Here is a 23635-nt window from a genome sequence, read left to right on the forward strand (position 1 = left end):
CAGTGAGCAGTGAGCAGTTAAAAGGATTTATTGAGGATTTCCTTGAGTACCTGTTAGATGTCCGTGGCTATTCTGAAACCACTGTTACTACGTATGAGATCGCTTTGCGTCAGATGAGTGAAGTGAGCCACTTTTATGAAGAGGACGGTATCAGAGTTCTTGATATCACCCCTTTTCGCTTTAACATTGTTAAAAACAGTAAAAAGACCATCGTCAAAAAACTTTCAGCTGTGCGCTCCTTTGTCAAATATCTCGAAGATCAATGTAATGTTTCGGTGAAACTCATAGCTGATGAGTCCATTAAGGTACCCCAGAGTCTCCCCAAGCCCATTGAAGAGCAGTATATAGAAGAAGTATTGTCTAAGGCAAATATGGAAGAAAAACTGCTTATAAGCATGCTTTACGGTCTTGGCTTGAGGATCTCCGAGCTGAGCGGGTTGAAACTTGAAGATATCAAAAGTGGATGGATACAAATACACGGGAAGGGCAGCAAAGTAAGAGAGCTGCCTATGATGGCATCTTTGCAAAGACTAATCATCGAGTATGTGGAGCAGAATGGACCCAAAAAATATCTTTTTGAAAAAGGGAATGCTCCTCTGAACAGTGCACAGCTTCGTTACAAGCTGACAAAGCTCTTTAAAAAAGAGGGTTTGAAGGTCACGCCCCACCAGCTGCGCCACTCTTTTGCAACACACCTGCTGAACCATGGTGCCCGTATTGCCGATGTGAGTGAACTTCTGGGGCATGAGACCATGGCAACCACGCAGATCTATACAAAACTTGGTTCTGTCAGGAAGATGGAGGAGTATATGAAGGCGCATCCTCTTGCTGATAAATAAAGTATGCTAAAATACATGGAATTATCTATAGGTTGTTAACTAATCAAAGAGAGGGGGGAACAATGAAAAACAGTTCTTTGTTGTTGTTAATCTGTATAAGTCTTGCAGGGGCGGAAGAGGCGCCATCACTTGAGAACTATACAATGCATCAAAAGATAAGTTATGAAAAGATCTCGATATCTGATGAAGAAGATATGGGACTGGTTGGCTTAGGAATACTTTTTGATCTGAATGAATACTGGTATGGGGGAGTTGGTCTTTACGGAGCTGTTGAGGGGGAAAGAGGAGGCTTTTTTACCGTAGGAGCGGAAAGTGGCCTGCGTTATACTCCCATAAAAGATTTTCAGCTTAAAAGTGGTCTTTTCCTGGGAGCAGGTGGCGGAGGCAGCGCACCACAGGGAGGTGGTCTGATGCTCCGTCCCTATATAGAAGGAAGTTATCGCAGTGAAAATTTTATTTTCGGTTTGGGGGTCAGTCATGTCAATTTTCCCAATGGTGATATAGAGAGTACTCAGCTTTATGTTTCAGCCGAAGTACTGACAAACGGGAGTTATGTGAAGGGGCATCACTTTTCAAACAGTGCCTTGTCTGCACTGGACAATGACCTGTTCGGTATGAGAGAGATGGAGGCCTCCTTTGTTGTGGCGCACTATGTTCCCTCTTCAGACAGTTTAAACGTAGGTGGAACTACAAATACAGACCCCTTTACCTTGGCAGGTATTGAGCTCGATAGTTTTCACAGCAAGTCTATGTATCATTTTATACAATTGTCCGGTGCAGGCGGTGGCCAGGCTGATGGTTATATGGAAGTTTTTGGTGGACTCGGATATCGCTATCAGCTGGGTGCGCTTCCCCTTTATTTTGATGCGCAGGGTGCCTTGGGTGCTTCAGGTGGAGGTAAGGTTGATACAGGCGGAGGGCTGGTCTATAAAGTACAGGCAGGTTTGGATGCAAGGTTGACCGAACATCTGACTCTGGGGATTAAAGGTGGAATGGTTGATGCATTCAATGGCACGTTCAAGGCTACGGCTTACAGTGCAAATATAGGATACGAAACCGCAATTATGGATCATATGCCTAAGTCCAATGACGGATATTCGGTGCAGCCGGGTGCATGGATTTTCAGAATGATTCATAAATCGCATTTAAATAGCGATAAGCTCTTTAAAAATGCAGAGAAAAACGGACAGGTTGATCTATTGGGTTTTGCGATTGATCGTTATATGAATGAGAACTGCTATCTTACCGGCCAGACATTTTGGGCTTATAATGGAGATGCCGGAGGCTATGCAGAGGGAATTATGGGTGTAGGTTACCATAGTGATCCCCATGGTAAATTTTCTCTTTACGCTGAAGCGCTTGGTGGTGTAGGCGGCGGAGGCGGTATCGATATAGGCGGTGGTGCTTTTGGTTCCCTTGGAGGGGGGATAGTGTATCATTTTGACAGGGCCTGGGAAGGACAACTGGGAGGGAGTTATGTGCGCAGTAGAAATGGAACGCTCTCTACCTATGATATTGTTTTTGGGGTGAACTATAAATTTTCACTTTTGGAAAAAAAATGAATGGATAAGTCAACGGTTTCAGACTAAGAGTCAACAGTTTGTATATGTGTTACGTCAATGTTCTGATGAAAACAGTATGGTCTTATTTTGGCGGGGATCTTTGCAAGACGGCACATTTCTTTAAATGACTTTGGCATTTTATTATTGAGGTAGGGTGCGATATAGAGCATATGGCCCTTTAATTCAAGCGCCCACTTCCCGCCGATAACTAAGCTTCTTTCCTTCTTTATCTCCTGACGCTGGGATGCGGAAAGAAGGTAGCCGGATTCTTTTAAAGCAAGATCGGCTGCCTTGATTTTTGCAGAGATGGTATGCAGTTTGATGATTTTTAACTTTTTTTCTGTGAAAATTGTTTCAAAATCTTTTTCAAGAGATTTTTTATCTTTTCTCAAGTAATCAAAGCTGCGTTTGATCCCCTCTTTATAGTTTGCCATAAGAGGATCAGAAAATTGTTTTCTAAAAAGATTACGCTCATACTTTACATCAATGTTGCTCTCATCGATGAAATAGGGGTGATTATTTTCTTTCAGATAAGTAAGCAGTTCATCTTTGCTGTACTCAAGGAGAGGTCTGACTAAAGTATAATTCTCTCTATATGTTACAGGTTTCAGCCCTATAAGCTCAGAAACCCCCGCCCCTTTAGTCAGGCGCATCAGCAGCCATTCAAGCTGGTCGTTAAGCTGATGGGCAGTGATGAGGTTGTCATATCCCTCTGTCTGAATGAGTGACTCAAAGAATTCATAACGGAATTTTCGTGCTTTGCTTTCAAAGTGTGTATCAAACATAGGTGCTTGAATGGTATGACAGAAGAGTTTATGTTCTTTTGCCAACGCTTTGGCATGGGCTAGCTCTTTTTTACTCTGTTCTCTGATGTTGTAGTCTACAATAGTGATATCGAATCTGATGTTATTTTCTATGAGTAAAAAAAACAGGGCTGAGGAGTCTATGCCTGCGGAGAATGCTAAAAGGTTTTTTTTGCTCTGTAGATTTTTTGTATCTATGTTTAGCATTATTTCCTCTTTATTCAATGTGTGGCATTGTTTCTCTCTTCATTTTTTTAGAAAAAACGAAGCAAAAAATCGTCTCTCCTCTCGAATCGCTTTGCTTTCAAGGTCGTTCGGAGAGACAAGGCACTCTTTGAGTGATTTATTGAGGTGCTATCGCACAGGTTTTATTAAAGTCGCGAGTAGTTGATCCCCTACAAGTTCTGTCACCTTTGCTTCATACATTTTACCATACTCAATCGGCAGATCTGAAGTATCGTTGATGAGGATCTCACCGTCGATATCCACTGCCCACTGCAGCGGTCTTGCGGAAAGAAGGTATTCGTGTTCGTCACTCTCTCCATCAACAACAAGTTCTACGGTTTTCCCTACCATCTTTTCAAGCGATCTGAGGGTCGATCTCTCGGCTATCTCTCCGAGTATCTCGGCTCTCTCATCGATGACCTCTGGCGGGATCTGTTCCATCTGGTAGGCAGTCGTTGTCTCCTCGTTGGAGTAGTGGAAAGTGTTGAAGCGGTCGAAACCGAACTCCTCCATAAAAGTGCAGAGTTTTTCGAAACTCTCCTGACTCTCTCCGGGATGCCCCGCAATGACCGAGGTTCTGAGAAAGGCACCCGGTTTGCTTTTCATATGTTCAAGCACTTCAATGGTCTTTTTCTCTCCGAAACCGCGTTTCATAGTTTTAAGAACGGTATCGTCGATGTGCTGAATGGGCATGTCGTAATAGGTCTGGAAGATCTTGGAGTCAGCAATGGTGTCTATGAGTTCAAAAGTTGTTGTACTTGGGTAGAGGTACAGGATACGTGCGGAACGTACACCTTCAATGGCTTCGACTGTTTTGATGAGGTCAATGAGCCCGTCTTTGAGATCCATATCTCTCCCGTAGCTAGAAGAGTCCTGGGAGATAAAAGAGAAGTCGTAGTAGCCCTGCTCTGCCAGCATACGTACCTCTTTCTCGATGGAAGAAAGTGAACGCGAGTGCAGTTTCCCCTTGAAGCTCGGAATGGCACAGAAGGAACAGCTTTGGTTGCACCCCTCGGCGATCTTGATGTAGGCATGGTAATTCGAGCCGGTAATGACTCTTCCCGATGTCTCCGTTGCCAGATAAACTTCCGGAGAGAAAGTACTCTGTTTGGAGGCGATGAGTTCATCGATCTTTTCGTAGTCACCTACACCGGTAAAGATGTCTATTTCGGGCATATCCTGCTGCAACTCTTCTTTGTAGCGTTCGGAGAGGCAGCCGCTCATAACAAGGATGGAATCTTCTTTGCGTTCATCATGCAGGTTGAGCACGGTGTTTATACTCTCTTCTTTCGCAGCATCGATGAACCCGCAGGTATTGACGATGATGACATCTGCTTCCGTATTGTTATCGGTGATCTCATACTCCTTGAGACGGCCAAGCATTACTTCGCTGTCGACGAGATTCTTAGTGCAGCCGAGGCTGACAAGGTGTAGTTTTTTACGACTCGGCATTTAGTGCCTCCCTGCATTGAATTTTAATTCTTATAGTATTTGACATGATGGTTTCTCTATAGTGTAAATTTAAACTTTTGCAGCATTATAGCTAAATATGGTTTCTGTTATAAGGTTGGAAAAATATAAATAGGTAAAAGAAGAAAGAAAAGTTAGAGCCAGGCAAAAGCCTGAACTCTAAGAATAGGTCTGTTTAAAACAGTTCCTAGAAATCGTAAGAAGCGATCAGACGGATAACGTTGTTTGTGTCGTCTCCACTGTTCACACCTGCTTTAGGAGCACCGTCGAAGTCCTGGTTGATCCACATTGCTTTAAGACCGAGGTCACCGTAAGCAGTGTTGAATGTTGTTCCATAGATGAAGTCGAATTCACCATAGTTCCAGTCATTCTCTGTATCAGAGTTAGCGTACTGAGCAACGAATTTACCGCCAAGACCTTTGTATACACCTTTGATTTGCCAAGTGTCAGCGTCACCGTTGTGACCATCGATGAATACCTGGTTAAGTACTTGCTGAGTATAAAGTGGAGATTTAACACCTGTACCTAGGTTAGTTACAGAAATACTATTTGCTTCCATATCAACACTTGTATAAGCTGCAGATAGAGCAATTGGTCCAACTTTACCACCGATTCTAGCACCAAATGCTGTTGTTTGAGTATCGGTTGCACCTATGGCATCATAATCTAGTACACCACCTTGAACAGCAACTGTTACAGGGAAATCAGCATTATTATATTTTGCATCAGCCCAGAAAATAGTCACATCCATATCTGTAGCTTTTACAAATGAAGGTGCATAATAGAATGAACCAGTCAATGTTAAATTAGCAATAGATTTGTTCTGTGCTGTAAGCATATATGCTCCATCCTCACCAACATCAGCCCAGTCAGTCATATCATGTGCATTTGTAATAGCAACAATTGAACCAGCCCAACTTCTTGAACCGTTTGCTCTGTTTACATAAGCACCAACCAATGTAGTGTCCGGAAGGTCCGTGTTAACAATAAGTGCTGCTTCAAAAGTATTCTTGAAGATATTCCAACCTTCAGAGAATGCAAATGGAGAAAGAGACTTAGGAAGTTCCTGACGACCTACTTTGATCGAAGTATTTCCAAAACCATATGTCAAATATGCCTGGCTTACCCATGCGCCACTTAATATATCATCAGCATCTGCTGCATTTGCATCTGCTCCAACACTCTGCATAGATGCAGTTACTACACCGTAGTTTACAAGGTTAAGAGTATTGATTGCTGTAAGTTCAGCACCAAAACCAAGACCACCAATAACATCTTTGTTTGCTACTCTAAGCTGAAGGCCTGCGTCTGCAGCAGATGATCTTCTGTCAAACATGTCATTGCTATCACCAACAACACGAGCATTAGGGTTTACTGCACCATTAATGGTATAGTTCTCGTGATCCATTGTTTGATAATAAAGCTTAGCTGTTCCACTCCACTCCCAGTTGGAAGTCTCTACTACCGGTGCTGCTACTGGCTCGATGTCTCCACCTGCCATAATTAATGTCGATGCTACTACTGAAAGTAATAATGTCTTTTTCATTGTAATCTCCTTGATTTTTTTGAATACAAGCGAATTATAGCACATTATATTTATAAATGTCAAGTAAATTAATAAAAAGTTAACGGAATTGTTAACCATCTATAATGCCCTGAAATACGGGCTTTCCGTAACTTTAAAAATATTTTTAAATTTTTTTTAAAAAAAATACCTGTTTTTATTAAGAATTGTAAACAATTTTTAAACGGTATTTCCTGAAGATAAGAGACTGATAATGAAGTATTATATAAGTGATTCAGTTTATAGGGTAACAGGATGCAGACATATCTATAAGTCATCATCTAAGTGTATATTTTAAAAATTTGTGAATTGGAAAGTGATTGGATGGTGGCGCCGGACGGAATCGAACCGCCGACACATGGATTTTCAATCCATTGCTCTACCAACTGAGCTACGGAGCCACTGTTTTTGTAAGTGGCTGAAATTATAACAGCAAAACCTTAAAGTAAAAAGAGGTTCGTGTTAAAGTTTTTTGACCAGGTCTATAAAAATTTCTCCTCTTTGGGCATAATTTTTAAACTGGTCAAAACTTGCAGCGGCAGGAGAAAGCAGTGCAACATCATTTGTGCCCATCTTTTTGTCAATATTGGTGACAGCATTCTCAAGTGTTTTCGACGCTACTGCTTCAATGTTATATTCGTTGGCAAGAGAAAGCAGTCTGTCACTGTTTGTTCCAATGGTATATAATGTAAGGGAAACTTGTGACATGGCATCGAAAAAAGGATGCAGGTCGACACCTTTGTCATCCCCACCGGCGATGAGATGGATATGATGATCATCATAGGCACGGATAGCCTGGATGGCTGCATCGACATTGGTGGCTTTGGAGTCATTTACCCAGAGTCTTCCTTTTGCATCATGAAGTTTCTGCTGCCTGTTGAGGTCCATTTTGAAAGTGTTGATACGCTCATAGTCGACTTCATCGAACAGGACCCGTGTGATTGCCAGCGCCAGCATGGCATCTTCGAGGAAAGCTGCTTTGAAGTTGATGCGGGCTGGATTGATATTGAAATAGTCTGAAAGAAAGTCGATGGAGTCATATTCGACAATAAAAGCATTGGTTTCAGGCAGATCAAGCCCTTTGGGTACAAGCGCGAGCTCTCCCTCTTTCATGGTGAGCAGGGGTCTAAGCTTGTCGGCAGCATAGGCTTCCGATGTACCGTGCCAGTCAAGATGATCCGGAGTGATGGGAAGCAGCAGATAGATGTTTGGCGAAGCAGTTCGGGTGTGATGCAGGGTAAAAGAACTGGTCTCCAGTACCCAGATGGGTGCATCGGGATCAAGATCTGCCAGTGGCGTACCGATATTTCCTCCGCTTACCGCACCGCGCTTTTCGAGCAGGTGTATGAGCATCTGTGTCGTTGTCGTCTTGCCGTTGGTACCACTAATCCAAACCGTGAACGGTTTGGTATGTGTAGGGTGCTGTGCCCTCACAGCACCATTAGTACAGTCCGGGGTTCCCGGTGCCGTCGGGGGACAGTACCCTGCAGGAGAAAGGAAGTAGTCGTATTCACTGAGCAGGTGTTTCGCTTTTTGGATAAGCGGATGATCCGGTTTGAGGCTTGGCGTGGTGACTTCAAGTTCGCTTTTGTCCGGATCGAACATGGATGAAGGATAGATATGGTTTCCCATTTCATCCGTGTAAGGTTCATTTGTCTTGTCATCGAAGAAAGTACAACCACCGCCAAGTTTTCTGGCGATCGCCTTTGTGGTAAGACCGTATCCGAATAGAGTGGGTTTCATATTATCTGATCTTCAGCGTTATGAGTGCGAGCAGGTTGGTGATGAAAGCAATCATCCAGAAGCGGACGATGATCTTGTTCTCTGCCCATTCTTTGAGTTCAAAGTGATGGTGCAGCGGTGCCATCAAAAAAATGCGTTTTTTTCGTAGTTTGTAGCTTCCGACCTGTAGAATGACAGAAAGGGTTTCCATAACGAAAACAAAACCGATGAGGATCAGAAGTACTTCACTTTTGCCCAGGATGGCGAGGTATGCCAGGAATCCACCGATGGAGAGGCTTCCCGTGTCGCCCATGAATATCTCCGCGGGGTAGCAGTTGTACCATAAAAAACCCATCAATGCGCCGGCAAGTGCCGCAGTGAGCACAAGAACCTCCCCTACGCCTTTGATATGGGGCATGAGGAGGTAGTGGCTGATGATGGCGTGACCGGTAATATAGACGATGACCCCGAGGGAGATGAGAGAGATGATGGATGGCACTGTAGCCAGCCCGTCAAGTCCGTCGGTGAGGTTTACCGCGTTGGTGACAGCGAGGAACATCAGTATCCAGAAAGGGATCGCGAAATAGCCCATGTCAAAAAGCGGTGTTTTGACAAAGGGTACGTAGAATTCGGTAGGGAATCCGGAGTAGATAAGCAGAGCTGTGGAAATAAGGGAAATAATGATCTGAAGACCCATTTTCCCGCGGGGCGTCAGCCCTTCAAGATTGTCACCGGAGAGGATCTTCCCGATGTCGTCTTTGAAGCCTACCAGTCCGAAACCGATCAGGGTAAAAAGTCCTATCCATACATAAATGTTTTCCAGATCGATCACGATGAAAGCGGCAATGACCGTGGCAATAATGAAAACAGCCCCGCCCATAGTAGGAGTTTTACTTTTACTGGCATGGGCTGCTACATATTTGCTGATGGGCTGGTTGGCATTTTTGGAAATAGCCCAGGCGATATATTTGGGCATGAGAATCAGGACAAGCAGGAATGCCAGAAGAAAAGCAAAACCGGCACGTACTGAGATATAGCCAAAAAGGTGCATGTGGAGCAGGTTGTTTAGTTCATAGAGCATAGGCGACTTTCATTTTTAGGTTTAAACAAGCTTATTTTACTATTATTTCAATAAAAAAGAGACAGTCATGGAACTACAGAAAACAGTGTTGATCATCACAGACGGGATCGGATATAAACCACAGGGAGGCTGCAATGCGTTTGAGGCAGCCCAAAAGCCTACCTATGACAGGCTTTTCAAAACGGCACCGTATGCTCTGATATCGACACATGGTCTGAGTGTCGGATTGCCTGAGGGACAGATGGGGAATTCCGAAGTGGGACATATGACGATCGGGTCCGGACGGGTCCTGTATCAGGATCTTGTCAAGATATCACTGGCACTGGAAGACGGCAGCATCGAAGAGAACCAGGCACTTAAAGAGATACTCGGGGAGAGTGACCGTGTACATCTTATTGGGCTGATGAGTGACGGCGGGGTACATTCTCACATCGAGCATACCATTGGTTTTGCCAAACTGGCCAAACGCAGAGGCAAAAGGGTTTTCCTGCATCTCATTACGGACGGCAGGGATGTTAGTCCGACGTCTGCAAAGTGCTATATTGAACAGATCGAAGCGATCTGCGATGAAGATATCTCCATTGCTACCATAGGCGGACGTTTTTACACGATGGACAGGGACAATCGCTGGGAGCGGGTAGAAAAAGGGTATCGTGCCATTGCGGAAGCGACTCCAAAAACAACACTGAGCCCTGAAGCCTATGTCGATGAGAGTTATGCGAGGAATGAAACGGATGAGTTCATCGAACCTGTAGCCTTTGAGGGGTATGACGGCATGAAAGAGGGAGATGCGGTCATTGTAACCAATTTCCGTTCGGACAGGGTACGCGAGATAACCACTGCCCTGGGAGATCCGGACTTTGATGCCTTTAAGCGCAAGTTCATCCCCCTGCATATCGCGACGATGACACAGTATGATGCCTCTTTCCCCTATCCTGTACTTTTCCCAAAAGAAGCACCTAAAAATACCCTGGCGGAAGTGATCGCACATGCAGGACTAAGACAGCTGCATACGGCAGAAACAGAGAAATATGCGCATGTGACTTTCTTTTTGAACGGCGGTATCGAGGAGCCGATGATAGGGGAGAGCCGTGTACTCATTCCCAGTCCGGATGTCAAGACTTACGACATGAAACCGGAGATGTCGGCACTACAGGTCGGCGAAGCGGTCCGAAAAGCCATGGATGAGGCTTATGAGTTTATCGTGGTGAATTTTGCCAACGGTGACATGGTCGGGCATACAGGCAATTACGATGCGGCACGGCAGGCAGTCGAGACGGTGGACAGTGAACTTGGAAAGATCATTGAAAAAGCCAAAGAAGACGGATATGCTGTCGTGTTGACCAGTGACCACGGTAACTGTGAAGAGATGTGTGATATTGAAGGGCATGTTCTGACCAACCATACGGTAGGTGAAGTGTGGTGTTTTATACTTGCAGATGGTGTAGATAAGGTCAAGGAAGGTGGAGGTTTGAACAATATCGCGCCTACGGTGCTGAAACTGATGGGACTGGATATTCCTGAAGAGATGGATGAACCGCTGATCGTGTAATTTGTGAGGTAATAAATATTTTGGTACAATGACAGGAGGAATTCATTATCGCTTTAGTAGCGTAATAGCTTAAAGGTATCAAAATGGAAAAGAAGATCAAAGAGTCGGTAGGGACATTGCTGGCACATATTATCAAAGTGGATCATCGGGATATTGAGAAAGAGGCACCGCTTTTTTGCAAGATCATGGGGCAGGATTTTGACTGTTCTCCCGAAGAGGCAAAAGCATTTCTCTACAAGATAAAAGATGCAGAGTATGACCTTGACAAGCATATCGAGATCATCAATCAGGCGCTTTGCGATGACAAGCTCTCAAAGTTTCACTTGCTTGAACAGTTGAACCATATTATCTATTCGGATGAGATCAGCGAAGAGGATTACAAGATATTCGAGGATATCAAGAATAAACTTTTTGAATGTGACAAATAAACAGGAAAGTGAAAGCTTCAGCTTCACCAAAAGAGGGGGTGAACTAAAGTATCCACTTCCAAAATCAAGAAAGGACAAGAATGAAATTTTCGGGAAATAATGTACTGGTAACAGGTGCAAGCCGTGGGATTGGTGCGCAGATCGCAAAGACACTGGCCCAGATGGGTCTCAAAGTATGGGTGAACTACAGAAGTGGTGAGGCGGAGGCCAATACAGTCAAAGCGGATATCGAAGCAGCAGGCGGTAAAGCCGAAGTGATTGGTTTTGATGTGAGTAACGAAGAGGCATTTGTTGCTGCGATCAAGTCGATCGTTGAGCTGGATGGTGAACTTTCCTACCTTGTGAATAATGCGGGGATCACCAATGACAAACTGGCAATGCGTATGAAAACGGAAGATTTCATGTCGGTCATAGAGGCTAATCTCAAATCGACCTTCATCGGCTGTCGTGAAGCGGTTAAAGTGATGGGGAAAAAGCGTTTCGGTTCGGTGGTGAACATCGCTTCCATCGTAGGTGAGACGGGGAATGCCGGTCAGACCAACTATGCGGCAAGCAAAGGCGGGACGATCGCAATGACGAAGAGCTTCGCCATTGAAGCCGCGCCAAGGAACATCCGTTACAATACAGTCACTCCGGGATTCATCGCTACTGAGATGACAGACGTGCTTAAAGATGAAGTGAAAGATGCTTTTACCGCAAAGATACCGATGGGACGGTTTGGTGAGCCGAAAGAAGTGGCCGAAGCGGTCGCTTTCCTGCTTTCTGACCATGCTTCCTACATTACAGGAGAAACCCTAAAAGTCAACGGCGGGATGTATATGTGAGACGCGTTAAGAAAACGTGAACTGCTTCACGTTTTTAGCGTCGAAACCGAAGCGGTGGAGCAAAGCGACCCGCGTAGGCTGGAAGAACCGTTAAGAAAACGTGAACTGTTTCACGTTTTTAGCGTCGGAACCTATTTTTATTTTAACACATACTTCTTCATCAAATACCACACCCCCATTAAAATAGCCACTGTCAGGAATCCAATAGAGATCATATGACTGTATGTGATAAGAAAATCTTTAAAGTGACCGATGAGGTAGACCCATAGTATAATGGCTATGAGAGTGGCCGAAAGAATGGTCGTTAGTGTTTTACGGTGGTTGAATCCAATGATATAGCCTATAAAACTACCCACGACCGGCCCTGTCATGGCGACTGGACTGAGCACGAAGAGTATCAGTCCGGGGACACCGTATTTTTTGATATAGGGCTGGTATTTCTTTACTGTTTTTTGTGAACGTTCAAAAAAGTTATGGAGGGGTTCATAGGTAATGATCTCAAGTTTGTTCCAGCTCTGTACAAACAAGGGATAAAGTATCAGGACCATGATCGACTCAATGAAAAAGTTAAAGAGTATTAATAATTGGGTATCCATCTGTGCTGAAATACCTATAGAAAGACCGGCCATTCTTCCAAAAATGAGATTGGCTGCCGTAATGCTTAAAAAAGTCTGGGCTGTTTTTTGAGAAAAGAGGGCACTTAGGAGGATCAGTAAAACAAAAAGCCCTAAAAGTCCCAGGCCGGCGATCAGTATTTTGCCTTCGGTATGTTTGAAAAATGAATGTTCGTGTTTCAAAAGAGTACCTTCTCCAAATATGTTTGACCCAGATTATATCATGATAAACCGTTTTGAGGTATAATCGTCTATAAATGTGGTATATTTTTCATTCAATACTCCGGCAGTTGCAAACGCAAGCGTCCATTCCATGGGTAGAGTATTTCTTTGTCATATTGGATGAAAATATTTTTAGAAACTATTGCAAACATGAAGGAAAAACAGTTGGTATGTATACTTGTGCTGGAAGATGATCAGCTTTTTAACGAGACTCTGGAAGATTTTCTGGAAGAAGAGGGATATGCGGTAGAGACAGCCATGGACCCTTATTCTGCATTGGAGATGAGTTATAAACAGGTTTTCGATCTTTATCTTTTTGACGTGAATCTTCCCTATGAGAACGGTTTTGATCTCTTGCAGAAATTGCGTCAGAGCGGCGATACCACGCCGACGATCTTTTTAACTTCCAGAGAGGACAAATCTTCTCTTTCAGAAGGCTTTGAAAAAGGGGCGGATGACTATATGAAAAAGCCGATCGACCTGGATGAACTGCTGCTTCGCATACAGGCTGTACTGCGTCGCCAGATTCGTCAGGAGAGAATAAGTATAGGCGAATACAGTCTCGATACGGCTGCAAAGACGCTTTACCTGGATGGGAAAACACAGGATGTGACAAAAAAAGCGATCGAACTGCTGCTGTTGCTGATACAGGCTAAAGGTGAAGTGGTTAGCAGTGATGAGATTAAGAGCAGACTCTGGGCGGCAGGGCAGAGTGCCAGTGACGGTGCACTGCGTGTCTACATCACGCAGTTGAAGAAGTATTTCACCGAGAATATCGTCAATGTCCGTGGTGTAGGTTACCGGTGGGCAGAGTAGGGAAACGTGAAGATATCGAACCATAAAAAACAGATACTGCTTGCAGCTCTTGGCTATTTTTCCAGTGTAGCAATACTATTGAGTTTCCTCTACTGGTTCTTGAAAAATGAAGGTTTTTCCGAAGTGAATTTTCTTGTGGCTGTACTGCTTGTGCTTATTCTTGCCGGGGGATGGGGGTATATTATCTCCTCACATATTCTGGCTCCAAAAGCCCAGCTCGATGCCAACCTTTCGCATCTTAGTTCGGAGATACTGCATGAACTGAATATCCCTGTCGCGACCATTAAAGCCAATGCATCTATGTTGAAAAAACATTTACAGGAAGAAGAGAGGTCCCTCAAACGACTGGAGCGTATTGAAGCATCATCCGATAGATTGGAACGACTGTATGAAGAGTTGGTTTACAGTATTCAAAAAGAGATCCATCCTATCGAAAAAGAGGAAGTGACTCTGTATCATTTGCTTCATGAACGCATAGAAGCATTTAAATCATTCGGTCGCAACAGCTTTCATCTTGATGTCGGTGAGATGAAGATCAGGGTCGACAGGATCGGTTTTGAGAAGATGATAGACAACCTTCTGATGAACGCGATGAAGTATTCGGATAAAACATCCCTGATCTCTGTGGTACTCGATGGAAATGTGCTTACGATCAGCGATGAAGGTGTGGGGATGGATGAGGCCGAACTTCTGAAGGTGTATGAACGTTACTATCAGAGTGACAGAAAAAAAGAAGGCAAGGGGATCGGGTTGGCCCTGGTTAAAGCTTACTGTAACGATGAAGGAATAGGGATACAGATCAAATCGAAAAAAGGCGAAGGGACCAGTGTGTTGCTTGATCTCAGTGGGGTTCATGTCAGAACCTGAGTGCTTTTTATTTAAAAAAGTATATAATAAATCATGTAGAATAAAAGGATAGATATTAGGATGATTGCCAAACTGATAATTGCAACATTATTGACGGGTGTTATCAGTGGATTTTTCATTACTTTTTATGAAATGCTGATCGCATTTACGACACGGCTGCTGTTCATGGGGGACCCTTTTGAAACGATCCCTGTATTACCTACCTGGTATCTTTATGTAGTGCCGACCGTAGCGATCTTTATTGTCAATTATTTGATCTCAAAAGACAATTACATCCGCGAATATGGTTTGACGGAGATTGCCGATTCTGTGAGTCAGAACAAGTTGATTATCAATGTCAAAACACTTTTTCTCAAGGTTATTGCATCCACGCTTTCGGTTTCCAGTGGATATGCCGTGGGTACAGAGGGTCCGTCTGCAGGTATGGGAGCGATGGTGGCCTATCAGATACACCGTCTGTTCAACCTTCCTATAATGCTGGTCAAAATGATGATCAGTGTGGGAGCGAGCAGCGGTATTGCCGCAATCTTTGTTTCTCCGCTTACTGGGATCGTCTTTTCCATAGAGAATATCGCCTACCAGTTCATCAAACAGTATATAGGATATGTTATTCTGGGTTCAGTGATTGCTTTTTCAATCTCAGTGAAATTTTTGGATTCCATCTCGTTTCACAGTTCTCTGGGCAAAGAATTTGATTACTACTATGTCATGCCGATCCTGATCTTTATTCCATTCATCACGATTTTCATCTATCTCTACCTTTTTATGAAAAAACGACTTTTACATATCATAGACCTTGAGATCTTTAAGAAGTTTCGCACCATGAGGAATATGGTCTTCTCCCTGATTGGCGGCAGTGTTATAGGAACGATCCTGCTTATTGAACCGCATGCAGGATTTTCAGGGAAAGAGATCGTGATGCATCTTATCAACAATAAAGAGTCGATCTCAGTCTATTTTATATTTCTGATTATCATTTTGCGTATTGTAGGTACAACGGTCTCTTTATATGCCAATGCCGTGGGCGGGCTTTTCCTTCCCTTGATGAGTATCGGTGCGCTGGTCGGATACGGTTACGGGGAGATCATCACCTTTTATTCCCATTTTCCTTTTGAGCCATTCTTTTTTGCGGCGGTAGGTTCTGCGGTCTTTATGGGGGTGGTGATGAAACTACCGTTGACAGCAGTGGTACTTGCCCTCGAACTGACCTTTGATTACAACATTCTGGTGGCTACGGGTGTCAGTGTGGTACTGGTCGGTTACCTAACCAGTTTGCAGTTCAATATACGCAGAAAGTATGTCACACAGGCGGAAGAGTCATCTGGCCAGACAAATGGTTCGCATTGAACTTTTTTGTTAGGGTGTCAATGGCAGTACAGTGTCTATCCAGAGACCTGCTCCCATCATGCCTGTGGTGAGCAGGACGAACCATAATACTCTGATACCCAACTTTCTGCCACCCATCCAGAAAACGATCCCCAGCTTGACATAAGTGTTGACGACAGAAGCGATAATGATCCCGTTGACGGCAGTCAGTATAGGCAGTTTATTGTCGGCTTCAAGCTGTGAGAGCGAAAGGGTAATGGCATCGACATCGGTAATGCCCGAAAAGGAAGAGACAATGTAAACACCGATATCTCCATATCCTTGTTTGACTATGGTAATGGCACCATAGATGACCCCGAAAAGTATACCGAATTTGATGGCTTCACTGAGCTGCAGGGGATTCTTATTTAGTATTTCGTTCTGTATACCCGGTGCTGTTTGGGTAGCCTGTTTATAGATGATATAGACATAGGCGAAACCGCTTAAGGCAGCCAGAGTGTAAGGCAGGAGCAGATGCCAGGCAACTTCCATATTAATTACCAGCGCTTCAAAAAGTACACGCAGGTACATCAGGGTACAGGCGATGGCAATACCTGCCGCATAATTGTTCAGATACTCTTTTTGCGCTGTATACATCTTTGAGAGGGAGATTGAAACAGCAGTAGAAGAGATAAGCCCCCCGAAAAGCCCTGTAAGCAATACACCCTGTTTATTGCCCAGGATTTTGATGGCAATGTAGCCTACAAATGAGATCGCTGCGATGATGACGGCCATGAGCCATGTTTTGTAGGGATTGAAAAGCTTATAGGGGCCGATCATTTCATCCGGAAGGATGGGAAGGATCAAAAAGGTCATGGCCAGTAGCAGAATACTGGCATTCAGGTCTGTGGGAGTGATATTTTTTTCTATTCTCTGCAGTCTTGGTTTGATGTCAAGCAGGACGATCATTATGACTCCGATGAAAACGGCATATTGTTCCAGATGGAAATAGGCCATCAGCCCAAGCAGATAGGTGATGATCGCGGCGATCTGAGAGGTCATTCCCATTTTCTTGTAATGGATGCTCTTCATATAATACGAGAGTATGATGATACCTGCTATAGAGGCAGAGGCGACCACTATAATGGAAGGGGCAAATTGGTACATCCATCCTGACATAAATCCCAGAAGTGATATCAGTGCAAATGTACGTGAACCTGCAGCGAATCCGACATCGTTACTGTAGAGATGGGACATCGTACGCTGAAGTCCTATGGCAAAGCCGAGCAGAACTGCGATCAAGAGAGATTTTACCAACACGTAGTCCATAGGTCAGGCTCCTTCTTTTTCTGTATGTGCGTTTTTGGATTTTAACAAGAACCATTCTGTTATTTTGTAAAGTTCGGTCACGACAAAGATCGGCAGGGAGATCTCAAAGATCAGAAGCCAGTCTTTCCAGCCAAGCGGAACAGTATGCAGGGCCTCCTGCAGAAATGGTACATAAACAGCTGCCACCTGTAAGGAGACCGTCGTAATCCAGGCGGCAATAAGCCATTTATTGCTGAAGAACCCCATGGTATATATAGGAGCATGCAGTGAACGGTAGTTGAATACATTCATTTTCTCCAAAATGATGATGGCTGTGAAAGCAGCGGTCTGTGCCAGCCCAATGGCCTGTGCTTCAGGCAGGCCGGAACTGAGATAATGATGGAATATCCATAGTGTTGCGCCACCGATATAGCCGCCTAACAGTATAATCATGATGATGCCTCTGTACTGAAGGAAAGACTCACTGCTGGCCCTTGGCGGACGATGCATGACACCCTTTTCTGCTTTTTCCATGCCCAATGCTACAGCGGTCATCCCGTCTGTGACCAGGTTCATCCATAAGATCTGCACAGGCAGGAGGATCAGCGGTCCGCCCAAAAGAATATTGACAAAGATCGCTATGACCTCTCCGATATTCGATGAGAGCAGATAGGTGACAAATTTCTTGATGTTATCATACTGTCTGCGTCCTTCTCTGACCGCATTGATGATGGAGGCGAAATTATCATCGAGCAGTATCATGTCTGCTGCACCTCTAGCGACATCTGTTCCTCTCATTCCCATGGCAATACCGATATCGGCTTTTTTAAGTGCGGGTGCATCATTGACCCCGTCACCGGTCATGGCCGTAACCAGGCCTTCATCCTGCAGTATTTTGATAATTCGCATTTTGTCTGCCGGGGTGGTTCTGGCAAAAATCGCTCCTTCATGTATCGCATTTTTCAAAGCGTCATCATCAAGCGTATCCAGTTGGCTGCCTGTAATACCATGCCTGGCATCCAAACCTACCTCTTTTGCGATCGCCATGGCAGTAAGCGGTGCATCTCCGGTGATCATCACTACATTGATACCTGCCGTTCTGGCTGTTTGTATGGCATGATGTACTTCGGGTCTTGGCGGATCGATGATGCCGACGACTCCCAGGAGAACCAAATCGTTCTCCACCGCATCGGCATCGAGCTTGATCCCTTTAGGCAATACACGTTTTGCCAGTGCGAGTGTACGCAGGCCGTTTCGTGCCAGTTGGCTGTAGGCATCCTCGAAGGCTTTTTTCTTCTGTGCATCAAGCGCTTGTACTTTTTCCCCGTCGAAATAGTAGTTCGAACGTTCCAGGAGCACTTCGGGTGCTCCTTTGATATAGGCGATATTTTTACCTTTTTCCTGAACGATGACACTCATGCGTTTTCTCTGGGAATTGAAAGAGAACTCCGTGGTGATCTTTTCGTCCACTTCCGGCGTCAGCCAGGCTTTATAGGCTGCAACGATCAATGATGCTTCAGTGGGTTCTCCGGTGATCTTCCATGCATCCTTTTCCCTGGTCAGCCCGGCATGGGTACAGATAAGCCCGGTTTTGAGCAGTTCGATCAGATCCTGTCTCTTTTTGTAATCCACCTTTTTCTTATCTTTTTCAAAGTGGCCTTTTGGATCATATCCGCTTCCTGTTACATCTATTTCACCGCTAAAAAGCCATACTTTTTGCACGGTCATCTGGTTTTGTGTAAGGGTTCCTGTTTTATCGGTACAGATGACGTTGGCACTGCCCAGTGCTTCGGCTGCCTGCAAACGGCGGAGCAGGGCTTTTTGACGGACCATCGCTTTGACACCGAGTGCCAGTGTAATGGTCACAACTGCCGGCAGACCTTCAGGTACGACCGCTACGGCGAGAGAGATGCCCGTTAGAAACATTTCCATCATATCTTTGCCCAGAAGGTATCCGATGATTGCGACAAACGCTGCGATGGCAACAGAGAAGATCCCGAGTTTTTTACCCAAAACTGCCAGTTTTTTCTGTAAAGGTGTCTGTGTGCTGCCTACCTCACTGGTCATTTTTGCGATCTTTCCAAATTCAGTTTGCATACCCGTAGCAACGACGATACCTTTGGCATAGCCATTGACCACATTGGTGCCCATCCATGCCATGGAGCTCCGTTCACCCAATGCACTCTTTTGAGGTACAGCTTTTATGTTTTTCAAAGAAGCAACGGACTCTCCGGTCAGCGCGGACTCGTCTACTTTGAGGTTGACTGCCTCAATGAGCCGGAGATCTGCCGGTATTTTATCTCCGATTTCGAGAAAAACGATATCACCGGGGACCAGTTTGGTTGAATCGATCTCCTTTTTCTCTCCGTCTCTTAAAACCTTACAGCGTAGGGAAAGCATTTTTTGGAGTGCTTCTATGGCTTTTTCAGCTTTGTATTCCTGAATAAAGCCGAGAATACCGTTCAATATGACAATGATCATAATAGTGACAGCATCTCCTATCTCTCCTATGGCAAAGGAGATCGCCGCGGCAATAAGCAGGATGATGATCAGAACATCCGTAAACTGCCTGAAGAGTATCCAGTACCATTTTTCTTTGTGTACTGAACGGATACGGTTTGGACCATAGTGTGCCTGACGCTGAACTATTTCATCTTTGCTTAGACCTTTTTGCGGATCAGTACCCAGGGCCTTGCATACCGTGTCGAACTTTTGGGCATACCACGGTATTTGTTCTTTTTCAGGTTTTTCTATTTTTTTCTTTTTTGTTTTGGATACAGCAGACTGCATCAGTGTTTCTTTCCAGAACGAAACCATCAGGGAGAAAAGAAGCGGTACTACGATCGTAGAGACTGAAGAGGCTGCTACCAGTGCAGTAAAGAGCTGGGTGTCGATCAATTGTGCATCGAGTAAAAGTTTTGCCACGATGATCTCGGTAGTAAGCCTGGCGTTCAGTCCGATCCCGATCGTCCATGCTTCTTTGCTGTTAAGCTGTCCCATAGGGACCATGAGAAAAATACCGATGATCTTACCTACGAAGGCAGCCAGAAAAAGCAGGATCGCAAGTTCAGGTGCCTTAAACATACCACTGAGATCGACACTCATACCTATCCATAAGAAAAAGACAATACCAAAAAAGCCGTAGCTTACGGCTCGCACTGCCTTGGTGGCCTGAACGCCTACATCCCCTGCCGTATTAAAGACCGGACGCATTAGCATACCTGCCACAATGGCACCTACAACCAAACCTAGATCCGTTCGTTCTGCAAACCCGCCAAAAACAAAAAGAACGATGATCATTAATAAAATGAGATTGGCAACCCGTATCTTTAACCAGTGCGAGAGAGGAAGAAGGATCCATTTACGTACCACCCAGGCAGCAGCAATAAAGATGATGATATTGAGTACAAGGTCGATTATCGCAGTGGAATCATTTGTGGCCAACCCGCTTTTATCGCCAATCCACAGAGAAACAAAAGCGATAAGGAAGACTTCTATCACATCATCAAGGACACCCGCACCTACAATATAGTTGCCAACCTTGGTTCTGATAAGATTGAATTCATCCAGTATGGGTACTATCACCGCTTCGGCTGTGGGCATACGGGTCAATCCCACCACAAAAGATACCATCCAGTCATACCCCAGGTAGCGCATCACTGCTATACCCAGTGCAAAAGGGATGATGGTGTTCAATACCGTGGCTATTATGATGTTTTTGCTTTGCGAACGCATCTCCTGCATATCGATCTGCAGACCGATAAAGAAAAGTAAAAAAAGTACGCCCAGTTCGGCAAGCAGGGTAAAGATCTCATTGAAGATACCATGGGAAAGCAAATCACCGATCGGGGTATAGTGTGCACCCATGGCGACAAAAAGTGCAGCCAGAATACCCGGGATCCTCAAACGTTCCATAAAACCGGCCAAAATATAGGTCAGTCCGAAAAGCAGTGCCAACAACAATAAAAATTGCCCTACTATCTCACTGGTCATCATGTAGCCTTGTTTTAATGTTTTGATTTATTATACCACTGATTGGGATAAATATATAAACCATAGCTTAAAGAATAAGGTGTACAATTGACTTATCAATACAATAAAAAGGAATGTATATGGCTACAGTCGTCTCCTACGGTGCAGCAGAAGTGGTGACGGGGTCCTGTCACCTGTTTACGATAGACGGAGGTCCCCGTATCCTTGTGGATTGCGGGATGTTTCAGGGTCAGGAAGAGGAGCGTAACTACGGTCCTTTTGATTTTAACCCTTCCGAAGTGGACTATCTGTTGGTCACCCATGCCCATCTGGACCATGTCGGGCGCATACCGAAACTGGTGAAAGAGGGCTTTACCGGAAAGATCTATGCGACCCATGCGACACATGACCTTGCCGAGATCATTCTGCTTGACAGTGCCAAGATCATGAAGGAAGATTTTAACACCAAATACAAAAAGGCCCAGCGGCAGGGAAAAGAAGAGGGTGTCATGGAACCGTTATATGTAGAAGCCGATGTGGAGGATGTGTTCGAGTTTGACTGGCACTATCCGGAGTATGACAAGTCTTTCACTCTGGAGGATGATATAGAGATCACTTACCGGGATGCCGGCCATATCCTCGGGGCCGCTTTTATTGAAATACGCTATAAAGAGAATGGTGTGGACCATACCATAGTTTTCTCCGGAGATATAGGCAACGATACCGAGATCGTCATGAAAGACCTCGCTCCATGTACCCATGCCGACTATCTGTATGTAGAGTCCACCTACGGCGACCGTGACCACCAAGGTGTAGAGGATACTGTTACGGAATTCAAAAGCGTGATCATCAAGACCATGAAAGACTGGGGAAATGTCATTATCCCCTCGTTCGCCGTGGAACGGACGCAGGAACTTCTCTGCATCCTGAAGCAGATGCACAGGAGAAAAGAGTTGCCGCAGTGCAAAATATTTGTTGACAGCCCTATGGCGACCCGTGCAACAGAAGTGTACAGGAACTATTCCGAACTGTTGAGTTCCGAGTGTCAGGAGATCAAGAAAGAAGATGGAACGATTTTCGATTTTGAGAACCTTGTCTATACCCTTGATGTAGAAGCTTCCAAAGCCATCAACGACATGGATACCCGTGCGATCATCATTGCGGGCAGCGGTATGTGCAACGGCGGCAGGATACTGCATCATTTCAAGAACCGTTTATGGAACAAGAAGAATGCCGTCATTTTTGTAGGGTATCAGGCCGTCGGTACTTTGGGAAGACATATCGTCGACGGAGCACGATGGGTGAAGATCTACAATGAAGATATCCTCATCAAGGCGAGTATCCATACCATTAACGGATTCTCCGCCCATGCCGACCAGAAGGGCATTGTCAAATGGATCTCACAGATCGAAGGCCTTAATAGTATCTATCTTGTGCATGGAGAAGAGGACAAGCAGGTGATCCTCCGAGCTGTACTTGAAAATGAACTGCATGCCAAAGCACATATCGTGGAGCCTGAAGAAGTGATCTATCTGGCATAGGTCCTTTTTATGAATTGATTAGAATTAACACATATGGGCACTTCTAGGGTTATTAGATATGCCCATTTTTAATATATCTTTGCTACACTTCAAAATTCTTACAGTAAAGGGAAGTAGTGGTCAAGCATCGTAATCTGGTCTCCTTCATCATTACCACACTTCTCTATGCCCTGCTTTTTGGGGGCTATTTCTACCTGATGCGTACCTATATCATTGCGGACCAGGCAGCGCAGGACAGTGCCATCCAACTCTGCCTGAGCGAATTCGTCCCTGAAGTGGTTCCTGAAGCCCAGGAGGCAGAAGAGGAACCTGTTGTAGAAGAAGAACCTGAACCTGAACCAGAGCCTGAACCGATAGTTAAAGAGGAGCCGGTGGTTGAAAAGGTCATCCCGGAACCTGTCAAACCTAAAGTACTTCCTGTACCTGAAGTAAAAAAGCCAAAGCCAAAAAAGAAAGAGATCAAAAAGAAGAAAAAAGTCAAGAAAAAAAAGGTAAGGACACGAACGGCACAAAGCAGTAGGGTAGGGGTCAAACGCCGGGGCAGTGGACATGCCAGTGTTTCACAGAAAAACCGTTTTCTATCTACGGTAAGGCAACGGATCAACCAGAACAAAAGCTATCCGCGTATTGCCAAAAGACGAGGTATGCAGGGGTCGGTTAAAGTACGTTTCACCATACTTTCCAACGGACATGTCGGTAACATTTCGATCAGCGGTCCAAAGGTCTTCCATTCTTCGGCACGCAGGGCAGTCGAAAAAGCGTTCCCCCTCAGCACGAAGCATATTCCTGTCAGCCTCCCCAAAACGGTAAATTTAACGCTTCGGTATCAGTTAAGATAACGATTTTTGCTCGTTTCCTTATAAAAAACATAAACTTAACACATAATTAACAGAAGCATGCCACAATATCTAAAAACAATT

18 protein-coding genes and 1 tRNA gene are annotated in these 23635 nt (G+C 44.7%); 10 read left to right on the top strand and 9 right to left on the bottom strand.

The features are described from left to right. Positions 1-2: 2 nt before the first annotated feature. On the top strand, positions 3-839 hold the full coding sequence (locus tag YH65_RS00625) for a tyrosine-type recombinase/integrase (protein ID WP_046550185.1): 837 nt from the start codon (positions 3-5) through the stop codon (positions 837-839). Positions 840-901: 62 nt separating this feature from the next. Further along, complete coding sequence (locus YH65_RS00630) at positions 902-2401, top strand: hypothetical protein (RefSeq protein WP_046550186.1); 1500 nt, start codon at positions 902-904, stop codon at positions 2399-2401. 23 nt (positions 2402-2424) lie between these two features. Here YH65_RS00630 and tilS read toward each other — a convergent pair whose 3' ends face one another. From tilS to mraY, 6 genes are all read right to left on the bottom strand, one after another. Beyond that, on the bottom strand, positions 2425-3411 hold the full coding sequence (gene tilS / locus YH65_RS00635; protein WP_046550187.1) for a tRNA lysidine(34) synthetase TilS: 987 nt from the start codon (positions 3409-3411) through the stop codon (positions 2425-2427). A 147-nt stretch (positions 3412-3558) separates the two neighbouring features. Continuing rightward, the gene (gene rimO / locus YH65_RS00640; RefSeq protein WP_046550188.1) at positions 3559-4881 is read right to left on the bottom strand and encodes a 30S ribosomal protein S12 methylthiotransferase RimO; all 1323 of its coding nucleotides are present in this window, start codon (positions 4879-4881) and stop codon (positions 3559-3561) included. A 205-nt stretch (positions 4882-5086) separates the two neighbouring features. Next, a complete protein-coding gene (locus tag YH65_RS00645; RefSeq protein ID WP_046550189.1) occupies positions 5087-6445 on the bottom strand; it encodes a hypothetical protein in 1359 nt (452 codons plus the stop codon). Positions 6446-6788: 343 nt separating this feature from the next. Beyond that, positions 6789-6864: transfer RNA gene (locus YH65_RS00650), tRNA-Phe, on the bottom strand. A gap of 61 nt (positions 6865-6925) precedes the next feature. Beyond that, entirely contained in the window at positions 6926-8206 is a 1281-nt protein-coding gene (locus tag YH65_RS00655) for a Mur ligase family protein (protein ID WP_046550190.1), read from the bottom strand. A gap of 1 nt (position 8207) precedes the next feature. Further along, on the bottom strand, positions 8208-9266 hold the full coding sequence (gene mraY, locus YH65_RS00660) for a phospho-N-acetylmuramoyl-pentapeptide-transferase (RefSeq protein WP_046550191.1): 1059 nt from the start codon (positions 9264-9266) through the stop codon (positions 8208-8210). 67 nt (positions 9267-9333) lie between these two features. Here mraY and gpmI point away from each other — a divergent pair, with 67 nt between their 5' ends. The 3 genes from gpmI (at position 9334) to fabG (ending at position 12070) form a co-directional block, all read left to right on the top strand. Next, complete coding sequence (gene gpmI, locus YH65_RS00665; protein ID WP_046550192.1) at positions 9334-10818, top strand: 2,3-bisphosphoglycerate-independent phosphoglycerate mutase; 1485 nt, start codon at positions 9334-9336, stop codon at positions 10816-10818. 83 nt (positions 10819-10901) lie between these two features. Next, positions 10902-11246, top strand: a complete 345-nt coding sequence (locus tag YH65_RS00670) for a tellurite resistance TerB family protein (protein WP_046550193.1) — start codon at positions 10902-10904, stop codon at positions 11244-11246. A gap of 80 nt (positions 11247-11326) precedes the next feature. Next, positions 11327-12070, top strand: a complete 744-nt coding sequence (fabG, locus tag YH65_RS00675) for a 3-oxoacyl-ACP reductase FabG (RefSeq protein WP_046550194.1) — start codon at positions 11327-11329, stop codon at positions 12068-12070. 137 nt (positions 12071-12207) lie between these two features. Here the strand turns inward: fabG and YH65_RS00680 are convergent, their stop codons facing one another. Then, a complete protein-coding gene (locus tag YH65_RS00680) occupies positions 12208-12867 on the bottom strand; it encodes a COG2426 family protein (RefSeq protein ID WP_046550195.1) in 660 nt (219 codons plus the stop codon). Positions 12868-13071: 204 nt separating this feature from the next. Between YH65_RS00680 and YH65_RS00685 the strand changes: the two genes are divergently transcribed. The 3 genes from YH65_RS00685 to YH65_RS00695 are packed head-to-tail and all read left to right on the top strand — an operon-like array spanning position 13072 to position 15936. After that, positions 13072-13722: a response regulator transcription factor gene (locus YH65_RS00685; RefSeq protein ID WP_084721985.1), complete on the top strand. Its 651-nt coding sequence runs from the start codon at positions 13072-13074 to the stop codon at positions 13720-13722. Between the two features lie 6 nt (positions 13723-13728). After that, positions 13729-14589, top strand: coding sequence for a sensor histidine kinase (locus tag YH65_RS00690; protein WP_052746033.1), 861 nt, complete (start codon positions 13729-13731; stop codon positions 14587-14589). Between the two features lie 60 nt (positions 14590-14649). Further along, the gene (locus YH65_RS00695; RefSeq protein WP_046550196.1) at positions 14650-15936 is read left to right on the top strand and encodes a chloride channel protein; all 1287 of its coding nucleotides are present in this window, start codon (positions 14650-14652) and stop codon (positions 15934-15936) included. Between the two features lie 9 nt (positions 15937-15945). On the opposite strand, the gene YH65_RS00700 is transcribed toward YH65_RS00695, so the two are convergent. Continuing rightward, a complete protein-coding gene (locus tag YH65_RS00700) occupies positions 15946-17223 on the bottom strand; it encodes an MgtC/SapB family protein (protein ID WP_046550197.1) in 1278 nt (425 codons plus the stop codon). A gap of 3 nt (positions 17224-17226) precedes the next feature. Further along, positions 17227-21195, bottom strand: coding sequence for an HAD-IC family P-type ATPase (locus tag YH65_RS00705; protein ID WP_052746034.1), 3969 nt, complete (start codon positions 21193-21195; stop codon positions 17227-17229). 119 nt (positions 21196-21314) lie between these two features. Here YH65_RS00705 and YH65_RS00710 point away from each other — a divergent pair, with 119 nt between their 5' ends. Both YH65_RS00710 and YH65_RS00715 read left to right on the top strand, forming a co-directional pair. Then, positions 21315-22715 carry an MBL fold metallo-hydrolase gene (locus tag YH65_RS00710; protein WP_046550198.1) on the top strand — a complete coding sequence of 467 codons (1401 nt, stop codon included), beginning with the start codon at positions 21315-21317 and terminating at the stop codon, positions 22713-22715. 116 nt (positions 22716-22831) lie between these two features. Continuing rightward, the gene (locus tag YH65_RS00715; protein ID WP_046550199.1) at positions 22832-23554 is read left to right on the top strand and encodes an energy transducer TonB; all 723 of its coding nucleotides are present in this window, start codon (positions 22832-22834) and stop codon (positions 23552-23554) included. Positions 23555-23635: the final 81 nt, after the last annotated feature.

Source organism: Sulfurovum lithotrophicum (assembly GCF_000987835.1).
Lineage (GTDB): Bacteria > Campylobacterota > Campylobacteria > Campylobacterales > Sulfurovaceae > Sulfurovum > Sulfurovum lithotrophicum.